The following is a 9,718-nucleotide window of genomic DNA, read 5'->3' as shown; positions in this document are numbered from 1 at the left end:
CCACCCGGGGCACGAGCCCCGCCGCACGGACGGCATCGGATCCCATCGCTCCGTCTGCGGTCGCGACCACGAGTCCCGGATGCCGTGCGGCCAGTTCCGTCAGAGCCAGGACCGCCCGCTCCTGCACGCGGGAGCGGGCACCGCGCGCGAGGGCGAGGTTCTGCACGTCCGCACCGTCGGAGCCGGCGAGGCCCGCGGGCCCGCCGACTCCGGCGACAGGATTGACGACGAGTCCGATCACGACGCGTCGGACTCCGCGGGGAAGTACTTCCGCTGATACGCGCGCCACGTGACCGCCCAGCGGTCGGGGTCGTCCAGATCGTCGTGGTGCGTGTGGTGCACGGTCTGGTTGTGCGGGGCGGTGCGCACCACCTCGGGGGTCTCCCGTGCTTCGCGTGCGACTTCGGCGAGGGTCGCCGCATACTCGTCGAGCTCGGCGAGGGAGTACGACTCCGTCGGTTCGAGCGTGAACGGCTGGGGCACCACGTAGGGGTGGTGGCTGGTCCAGTAGTGCATGCCGAAGTCGGTCATGCGCACACCGATCTCCTCGGATGAGATCCCGGTCTCCCGGGAGAGCTCCTCCCACGAGTAGCGCACCTGCTCGATCCGCCGACGCCCGGTCGCGTAGGGCGCGGAGGCTCCGGGGATCGCGAGCACCTTCGCCATCAGGTAGTTGTTGTTCAGCACGGCGGTCTCGGCGGCGGCCAGCAGGCCCTCGGCCCCGAGCGCCATGATCCACGAGTAGGCCTTCACGAGCGCGGGGATCACCCCGAAGAAGGGCCCGACCGCGCCGATCGACAGCTCACCCGCCTCGGCCACCGCGAAGGTCCCGTCATCCGCACGCACCGCCCGCGGTCCCGGCAGGAACGGGGCGAGCGCCGCACTCACGGCGTTCGCGCCCGAGCCGGGACCCCCGCTGCCGTGCGGAGTGCCGAACGTCTTGTGCAGGTTGAAGTGGCACACGTCGAACCCGGCGTCACGGGCACGCGTGATGCCGAGGATCCCGTTGGCGTTGGCCTGGTCGTAAGAGGCGAGGGCACCCACGGCGTGCGCGGCGTCCACCCACTCGCGGATCGCCGGGTTGTAGATTCCGGTGTCTTCGGGGTTGGTGACCATGATGGCCGCGGTGCGCGGCGAGAGCGCTGCCTTCAGCGCATCGAGCGAGGGGTATCCCTCAGCGTCGGGATACACGGTGATGACCTCGTACCCGGCGGCCTTCGCGGCGGCCGCGTTCGAGGGGTGGCTGAAGATCGTGGTGATGACTTCGCGGCGCTGCTCGCCCTCTCCGTTCGCCTCGTGGAAGGCGCGGATCATCGCGATGTTCGCCCAGATCGCCGCCGATCCGCCCTGCGTGTGGAGGGAGACCTCGTCCATGCCGGAGATCTCGGCGAGCATCCGCTCCAGCTGCCAGACGATCTCGAGCACGCCCTGCGCGTCTGCCGGGTCCTGATGAGGGTGCATCGCGGTGAGCTGCGGCGTGTTCGCGAGCTGGTCGTTGATCTTCGGCGCGTACTTCATGGTGCACGTCCCCTGGCCGATGTCGACGTTGAAGTCGGCGCCGAGGTTCTCCTGCGACAGGCGCAGGTAGTGCTTGAGCACACGCATCTGGCCCATCTCGGGGAGCTTCGGCTTCGCGGCCCGACGCAGGGAGGACGGCAGCGCGGCGACCACATCCCCCACTGCCGCGCGCACGCCGGGCTCGACCTGTGAGACGAGCACACCGCGTTCGCCGGGAGTGGTCAGTTCGAAGATGATCGGCTCGTCCCAGCGAGCCTGTTGGAAGCGGCGCAGCGCGGGCTTCGGGGCGACGGGGAGGCTCATCGGTTCTGCTCCTTCGCAGCGAGATCGGAGGCCTTGACGTCGGCGAGCGCACTCGCCAGGGTGTCGATGTCGGCCTGGGAGGTGAGTTCGGTGACGCAGACGAGCAGGCGGTGCTCGCCCACGACCACGCCGGGTTCGATGCCCCGGGCGCGGAGCGTCGTGACGACCGCGTCCGCCGTGGCCTCGCTGAACGTCACGGTGAATTCGCGGAGATGCACGGCGTCGTCGTCGAGCGAGACACCAGGAACCGCGGCGAGCGCCTGCTGGGCGTATCGGGTGCGGGCGAGCAGCACCTCGCCGAGCTCCGCCATGCCGGCGGGACCCATCAGCGCCAGGTAGACCCCGGCGGCGATGCCCCAGAGGGCGGCGGCCGTGCCGACCCATTCCTTCCCCTCCTCGCGATGCGCGAAGGAGGTGCGGTCGTACGCGACGTCGCCGAAGCCGTACTCGCCGGGAACGTCGGTGGTCGCGAGCCCGAACAGTCGCGACGGCATCTCCATCACGAACCGCGGGTCGTCGTGGACGGCGATGAACCCGCCGTGGGCGCCGCCGAACCACTGGTGCAGGCCGAGGGACTGGATGTCGCCGGTGACGATGTCCGCTCCCGAGACGGCGGGCGGGGTGAGGACGCCGTAGCCGATGGGGTCGGTGCCGACCACGAGCACGGCCCCCACCGCGTGCGCGGCATCCGCGATGTCCTGCAGCGCGGCTTCCACGGCGCCGGTGGCGCTGGGCGTCTCGACCCAGACCGCGGCCACGTCTTCGCCCAGCGCGGCGCGGATCGCATCGACGTCGGCGGTGCCGCCGACGGTCGGCAGGTGCTCGAGCGTGAGGTGCGCACGGACGTAGTCGTGCACCTTCGCGAGCTTCGCGGGGAGCACATCGCTCACGACCAGCACCCGTCCGCGGCCGGTGAGGCGCCCCGACATGGTGAGGCCGGTCGCGGTCGCCTGGTAGCCGTCGTAGGTCGGCACGTTCACGACGTCCATCTCGAGCAGCTCGGCCATCAGCGACTGGTACTGGAACAGCGCCTGGAAGCGGCCGTGGTCCTCATAGGGCTCGCCGGCGTAGGCGGTCAGGAACTCGCTGCGTCCGATGACCTCGTCGACGACCGCCGGTACGTAGTGGTGGTAGGTGCCGGCACCGAGGAAGCTCAGCCGCTCGTGCGTCGAGTGGTTCCTGGCGAGCAGTGCGCGCACGTGGCGGGCGAGGTCCTGTTCCGCGACGAACGGCGCGGGCAGATCGAGGGGTCGCCCGAGCCGGAGGCCGGCCGGGATGTCGGCGTAGAACTCGTCGACCGACGCGGCGCCCACGGCGGCGAGCATCGCCGCACGGGACTCGGGCGCGGTGTTGGGGATGTACGGATGCACGAACGGGGCGGTCATGCGTCCTCCTTCACAGGGATCAGGGTGGCAAAGGGGATGGATTCGGCGCGGGGCGCGGCGAGCACGGCGACGCCGTACCGATCGAGCTCCAGTCGGTCCGTATGGCGCAGACCGGTGAGCAGGTCGACTCCCGGGGTCGGGATCTCGAACGTCACGGGTGCGCGTCCGTGGTTGAGGTAGAAGGTGTAGTCGGTGGTGTCGTCGGCGCGGGTGACCGCTTCGACCTCGACATCGGTGTGCTCCCTGGCGGGGACGCCGGCCGTGCGCAGCACGTCGCGGAACACCGGGAGCAGACCTGCGGCGTCGAACATCGCGCTGACGTACCAGGCGGATCCCCGGCCTTCCGCGCGACGGGTCACGGCGGGCAGACCGTCGAGCTCGCCACCGGCATAGCGGCCGCGCACCTCGACGTCTTCGTCCGTTTCGAGCCACTCGCTCCACGACGGCACCATCAGGATCTCGCCGGCGTAGTCGATGCTCTCGGTCAGCCCGTCGGCGATCGGCCACTGCTCGTCGACCTCGATGCCCAGAAGATCGCGCAGCGGCCCGGGTGCTCCGCCGTCGTGCACCTTCTCGGTCGCATCCACCACTCCCGAGAACGGTCCGACGACGAGGTGTCCTCCGCGCTCCACGAAGGCGCGCAACGCGTCGGCCTGCGGCTGCTCGACGATGTAGAGGTTCGGCACCACGACCACGTCGTACGCGTCGAACGGCCCCGTGGCGCGAACGGCATCCACCGGCTGGCCGAGCGTGTACAGCGCGCGGTGCCAGGCCCGGGCCTGCTGCGCCCACTGCAGTCTCTGCGAGGGCAGCGACTCGACAGCGCTGGTCCCCCACCACGAGTCCCAGTCCACGACCAGCGCCACGCGCGAGCGCACCCGGGTGCCGCGCACCGGCTCGAGCCTCTTCAGCTCGTTGCCCAGCTCCTTGGTCTCCCGGAAGCTGCGCGAGCGCTCCCCCCGGTGACCGAGCATCGAGGAGTGGAACTTCTCCTGGCCGTACTTGGCCTGGCGCCACTGGAAGAACATGACGGCGTCCGAGCCGTGGGCGACCGCCTGCAGACTCTCGATGCGGATCTTGCCCGGTGCCTTGGGCACGTTCACGTCGCGCCAGCTGGTCGCGCTCGCCGAGGATTCCAGCAGCAGCCAGGGCTGTCCGCCCTTGAGCGAGCGCATGAGGCCGTAGTTGAGGGCGGCCCCGACGTGCGAGGTCGGGTCGGCGGGTTCCGGGTAGGCGTCGTCGGTCACGACATCTTCGATCGCGGCGAAGTCCCAGTAGTCCAGGTCGCGGAACATGCTCATGAAGTTCGTGGTGACCGCGATGTCGGGCGTGACCTCCCGCAGCACGTCGATCTCCACCTGGAACAGCTCCCGCAGGGCGTCGGACGAGAACCGCTCGAAGTCCAACAGCTGGGTCGGGTTGATCGGGCCCGGCGCCTTCTTCGGCGTCTCGATGTGCTCCCAGGAGGTGTAGCGCTGACCCCAGACGTTCACGCCCCAGGCCTCGTTCAGCCCGTCGAGGTCTCCATAGCGATCCTGCAGCCAGCGGCGGAAGTGCCTGGCCGACTCGGGGCACCAGCAGCGTGAGGTGTGATCGCCGTACTCGTTCGAGATGTGCCACATCGCGAGGCCGGGGTGCTCCCCGTAGCGCTCCGCCATCGCGCGAGTCATGCGGGCGACGTTCTCGCGCCAGATCGGCGACGAGGGGCAGTAGGTCTGACGGGAGCCGAACTCGAGCCGGTGCCCGTCGGAATCCCACGGCACCATCTCGGGATGGGCCCGCAGCAGCCAGGACGGCGGGGTCGCAGTGGCGGTGGCGAGGTCGATCGCGATGCCGGCGTCCCACAGCAGATCGAGGATGCGGTCGAGCCACGCCCAGTCGTAGACGCCGGGCTCGGGTTCGAGCTGGGGCCAGCTGAAGATCGGCAGGCTCACCATGTTCACGCCGGCCTCGCGCATGAGGCGGATGTCTTCGTGCCAGGTCTCCTCCGACCACTGGTCGGGGTTGTAGTCGCCGCCGTAGGCGAGGGCGTCGAGGCGGACGCGTCGGGCGGGCTGGTCGCCACCGGGTGCGGGCACGAAGCCTCCTCTCTGAGTCATGACCGGCTGATACGGCGGTGCACTGGTGCGAATCCGCTATCAGCTGTATTCTGTATACAACACACTAGGACGTCGCCCGAGGCCCGTCAACCCATAGGCTGACGGGCAGGCGGCAGAAGAGGGGACGCATGGCGATCGAACGCAAGAACCTGCGCTCGCAGGTTCGGCAGGAGTTGCTGACCCGTATGCGCGCCGGACTCGTGCAGCCCGGCGAAGGCATCAACGAGGTCCAGCTCGCCACCGAACTCGGCGTGAGCCGCACCCCTCTGCGTGAAGCGCTCATCGCCCTCGAGTCCGAGGGCCAGATCGAGAGCGAGAACGGCAAGGGCTTCCGCTTCGTCCCGCTCAGCGCGTCCGAGTTCCGCGACCTCGCGCCGGTCATGGCTGCACTCGAGAGCCTGGCGCTCGAGCTGAGCCCGCCCGAGGAACTGCGCGTGATCGGGATCCGACTCAAGGAGATGGCCGAAGCCTTCGCCGACGAGCTCGTGGAGCACCAGCTGGTCATCACCAAGGACGACGAGTGGCACAGCGTGATGCTGTCCGCCTGCCCGAACACCCGGCTCCTGGCCGTGATCGACAACGTGCGCAGTTCGTTCCACCGCTACGAGTCCCTGCTGGTACCCGAAGACGTCAAGGTCGAACGCGTCGCCGCCGAGCACGCCGAGATCGCCCGCCACCTCGCCGACGGCGACATCCCCGGTGCTGTCGACGCCCTCAAGCTCAACTGGATGCACGGCATGCAGCGCATCCTCGACAACGCCACGAGCTCGTACTTCACCGCCTGACCCCGCTCCGGTCGCACTTTCTGCCAGCAAAAGGGCCGAATAGCGGGAGAAAGTGCGACCGGAACGGATGCTGCGCGTGCTCACCGTGAGAGCGTCACGGCGAGGTCGACGAACAGCGCGGCCGACCAGCCGAAGGCGGTCGTGGCCGTGCGGGCCTTCTTACCCGTGTGCGGATTGAAGTACTCGTGCGGGCCCCCGCCGTGGATCACCAGCGCCACGGTCTGCTCCCGCAGTTCCCGCGCTCTCTCCGGGTACCCGGAAGCCTCCAGCCCCTCGGCGACGAGCATGCTCGTGTTCACCCAGACCGGTCCGCGCCACATGCGCTCGTCCGAGTAGTCGGGGTCGGAGGCCGCGACCGTGGGCAGCCCCCACGGCAGAGCGAAGCGCTCGGGGTCGTCGACGGCCGCCCGCAGCGCCTCGGCGACGGGAGGCGGCAACGTACCCGTGAGCAGCGGCATCAACCCCACGACCGTGTCGCTGAGCTGCGGCTCACCACCGCCGAATGCGAGGAAGCGTCCCCGCTCGGGATCCCACATGCGAAGCAGCAGCTCCTGTGAGGTCTCGGCCCGCTGCTCGAAGCGCGACACGTCGCCCCCGGGCTCGTACCGGCGCAGGAGGTCGGCGATCTCGCGATCCTGTCGCACCAGATACGCCCCGAGGTCGGGCGCGGCGGTCGGCAGGGGGCCATCGAAGATCGGGCTGTCATCGAGGCCGGAGGAGTAGGGATGCCCGTACTCCGGCATCCCGTCGTGGTCGAGGTCGCTGCCGGCGAACCACCAGTCCTGCGAGCGGACGATCCGGGCCAGTTGCCGGCGCGCGTAGTCGGGCGCATCCTCGACGTCGAGCACCTTGCGCAGCGCCCAGGCGGCGAGCGGAGGCTTCGTCAGCGGCACGGGTGCGCTCGGGTCGGCGATCTGCGACCCGGCACGGCGCAGGTTGGCGCGGTCGCTCTCGGGCAGATCGTCGCTGGTCGCCAGCACCCCGAGCTCGTGCACGACGTCGGGCAGCTGCCCGTCGGGCTGCGGGAACCGGAAGGCGATGTCGAGCTGCTCGCGAGCGAGTTCGGGGTCGCCGTGGCGCAGACCGACCGCGATGAAGTACGCATCCCATTGCCAGAGACCGACGTAGCCGATCTTCGACGGCACGATGGCCCTGGCATCGCCCAGCGACGGCAGCTCGACGATGTTCGCCCCGAGCACCCACCAGCAGAAGGCGGCCATCTCCTGCAGATCGTCGCGCACGCGCGGGCACTTCGCGAACCACTCGGTCCAGATCGCCTCGGTCGTGGCGAGGGCAGCCGAGTGGTCGCCGTGCACGACCGCGACGGTGCGATCTGCTGCGGCGACGTGCAGCCCGAGGCCCCGATCGAGCGGATGCTCCTCGAGGCCGCCGTCCGGACGCCGGAGCCGCACCCGCGATCCCGGAACCCCGCCGAGGCTGAGTGTGGAGGGATCGGCGAAGGTCAGCGTCACCGCGCCGTCGCCGAAGCTCACCCGCGCGGGATGCACGTCGGTCACCGGGAGCACCTCGCCGCCGGCACCGATCACGATCAGCGCATCGAACACCCGGCACTCCGACAGCCGCCGCTCGTACTCCGAGGTGTGCACGCGCACGCCCTCGCCGTCGTCGGCGCGGAACACGAGCACGCGCGAGCGCGGGAGCGTGAAGGGAGCGGACACCAGGTCGAGGTGACGCCCGGCGAGGGCGGCGAGGTCCGCCATCATCGCCCCCCGAGTCCCGATGCGGCCATGCTGTTGAGGATCTTGCGCTGACCGATCACGAACACGATGAGCATCGGCACGGTCGCGATCGCCGACGCCGCCATCACGAGCCCGTAGTTGATGGAGCCGAACTGCCCCTGGAACGAGGTCAGCAGCAGCGGGACCGTGAACAGGTCCGGCGTGTTCAACAGCACCAACGGGAACAGGAACGCGTTCCAGACGCTGAGGGCGGTGATGATGCTGAGCGCGGCGAGGCCGGGCTTCAGGTTCGGCAGCACGATGCTCCAGAAGATGCGCCAGCGCCCGGCTCCGTCCACCAGCGCGGCTTCCTCCAGCTCGCGCGGCAGAGCAAGGACGAACTGCCGCATCAGGAACACGGCGAAGGGGTTCGCGATCATCCCGGGCACGATCAGTGCGAGATGCGAATCCACCCAGCCGAGCTGCGACATCAGGAGGTAGAAGGGGATGAGGGTGACCTGCGCCGGGATCATCTGCGTCGCGAGGAACACGATGAAGATCACCTTGCTACCCCGGAACCGGATACGGGCGAACGCGTACCCGGCCATCGACGCGGTGATCAGGGTGCCGACCACCACCAGCACGGCGATGTACGCACTGTTCAGGTAGGCCTGCCCGAACGGAACGGCGTTCCACGCGTTCACGTAGTTGTCGACGGTCCAGGGGTTCGGCAGGAACTCCAGCGGGTTCTTCAACAGCTGCGGGAGGGTCTTGAACGACGTCAGCAGCATCCAGATGAACGGGAACACCATCGAGATGCCGCCGACCACGAGGAGCACGTGCAGCACGGTCGAACCGAGACGTCGGCGGGCGCGTCCGGCCCCTGGTCCCCCTCGGCCCCGCTGACGGTATCCGGGAGCGGTGAGGGCGACGGTGGAATCGGTCGCGGGGGCGGCGGGGTCGCTGAGGGGTGTGGTCTGGAGGGTCATGCCGGGTCATCCTCGTAGTGGACGAACTTCTTCTGCGCACCGAACTGGATCGCCGTGATGACGAGGGTGAGCACGAGCAGGATGATGCTGGCCGCGCTGGACAGCCCGAACTCGAATCGCCCGAAGCCGAGGTCGAAGATGTGATAGACGATGGTGCGGGTCGCGTTGTCGGGTCCGCCGCCGGAGACCAGCACGTAGACCGTGTCGAAGGTCTGCAGCGACGAGATGAACGCGATCACCGAGGAGAAGAACACGATCGGCGAGAGCAGCGGGAGCCGGATGCTGGTGAACAGGCGCACGGCACCGGCGCCGTCGATGCGGGCGGCCTCGATCACCGACGGCGAGATGTTCTGCAGACCGGCCAGGAAGATCACGACGTTCAGGCCCATCGACGACCAGATCGTCACGATGCAGACGGCGAGGAGCGCGAGCTTGGGATCCTGCAGCCAATCCGGGGGCGTGATCCCGAACACCTTCGAGATCGTGGTCGAGAGCAGGCCGTCCGCACGGAACATCTGCTGCCAGATCATGGCGACGGCGACGGTCGAGGTGACCACCGGGGCGAAGAACAGGATCAGGTAGAGCGTGCGGGTCTTGAGCTTCTCGAGTGCGACGGCGACGATGACCGCGAGCGTGAGGCCGATCGGCACGGTGATGATCGCGATCAGCAGGGTGTTGATGATCGCACGGGCGAGCAGCGGATCCTGCAGCTGATCGGCGAAGTTCGCCAGCCCCACCCAGGTGAGCTCGCCCAGGCCGTCCCACTCGGCGAAGGCCAGCACCAGGCTGGCGGCGAACGGCAGCACGACGAACAGCGCCATGCCGAGCAGCTGCGGAGCGACGAAGACGTAGCCCCAGGCCCGATCCCGCCGACGCCAGGCGGCCTCCCGACGCAGGGGCGGGACGGATGCCGCAGGCGTGGCCTGCGGCATCCGTCCGTTCTCGGTGAGCGTGGTCACT

General features: G+C 69.3%; 8 protein-coding genes. 1 reads left to right on the top strand and 7 read right to left on the bottom strand.

Annotation, left to right across the window (positions count from 1 at the left end):
- The 4 genes from L978_RS09725 to L978_RS09710 form a co-directional block, all read right to left on the bottom strand.
- The coding region (locus L978_RS09725) for an ATP-NAD kinase (protein WP_047522843.1) at positions 1-241 on the bottom strand (241 nt) is incomplete at its 3' end.
- The gene (gene gcvPB, locus L978_RS09720) at positions 238-1,821 is read right to left on the bottom strand and encodes an aminomethyl-transferring glycine dehydrogenase subunit GcvPB (RefSeq protein WP_047522841.1); all 1,584 of its coding nucleotides are present in this window, start codon (positions 1,819-1,821) and stop codon (positions 238-240) included. The genes gcvPB and L978_RS09725, both read right to left, overlap by 4 nt.
- Positions 1,818-3,206 (bottom strand): aminomethyl-transferring glycine dehydrogenase subunit GcvPA, encoded by a 1,389-nt coding sequence (gcvPA, locus tag L978_RS09715; RefSeq protein WP_047522840.1) that lies wholly within the window; start codon positions 3,204-3,206, stop codon positions 1,818-1,820. Before gcvPA ends, gcvPB begins: the two co-directional genes overlap by 4 nt.
- Entirely contained in the window at positions 3,203-5,305 is a 2,103-nt protein-coding gene (locus L978_RS09710) for a beta-galactosidase (RefSeq protein ID WP_231555034.1), read from the bottom strand. Before L978_RS09710 ends, gcvPA begins: the two co-directional genes overlap by 4 nt.
- Before the next feature lie 128 nt (positions 5,306-5,433).
- On the opposite strand from L978_RS09710, the gene L978_RS09705 reads away from it, so the two are divergent.
- On the top strand, positions 5,434-6,090 hold the full coding sequence (locus L978_RS09705) for a GntR family transcriptional regulator (RefSeq protein WP_052193514.1): 657 nt from the start codon (positions 5,434-5,436) through the stop codon (positions 6,088-6,090).
- 80 nt (positions 6,091-6,170) lie between these two features.
- Here L978_RS09705 and L978_RS09700 read toward each other — a convergent pair whose 3' ends face one another.
- Genes L978_RS09700 through L978_RS09690 form a run of 3 tightly spaced genes read right to left on the bottom strand, consistent with a single transcriptional unit; the run spans position 6,171 to position 9,717 of the window.
- Entirely contained in the window at positions 6,171-7,814 is a 1,644-nt protein-coding gene (locus tag L978_RS09700; protein WP_047522836.1) for an amylo-alpha-1,6-glucosidase, read from the bottom strand.
- Positions 7,811-8,758 carry a carbohydrate ABC transporter permease gene (locus L978_RS09695; protein WP_081996995.1) on the bottom strand — a complete coding sequence of 316 codons (948 nt, stop codon included), beginning with the start codon at positions 8,756-8,758 and terminating at the stop codon, positions 7,811-7,813. The genes L978_RS09700 and L978_RS09695 overlap by 4 nt, the downstream gene beginning before the upstream one ends.
- On the bottom strand, positions 8,755-9,717 hold the full coding sequence (locus L978_RS09690) for a carbohydrate ABC transporter permease (RefSeq protein ID WP_047522834.1): 963 nt from the start codon (positions 9,715-9,717) through the stop codon (positions 8,755-8,757). Before L978_RS09690 ends, L978_RS09695 begins: the two co-directional genes overlap by 4 nt.
- Between the last annotated feature and the right edge of the window lies 1 nt (position 9,718).

This window comes from Microbacterium sp. ZOR0019, assembly GCF_000800925.1.
Lineage (GTDB): Bacteria > Actinomycetota > Actinomycetes > Actinomycetales > Microbacteriaceae > Microbacterium > Microbacterium aurugineum.
This window is presented reverse-complemented; position numbering and strand designations above follow the sequence as displayed.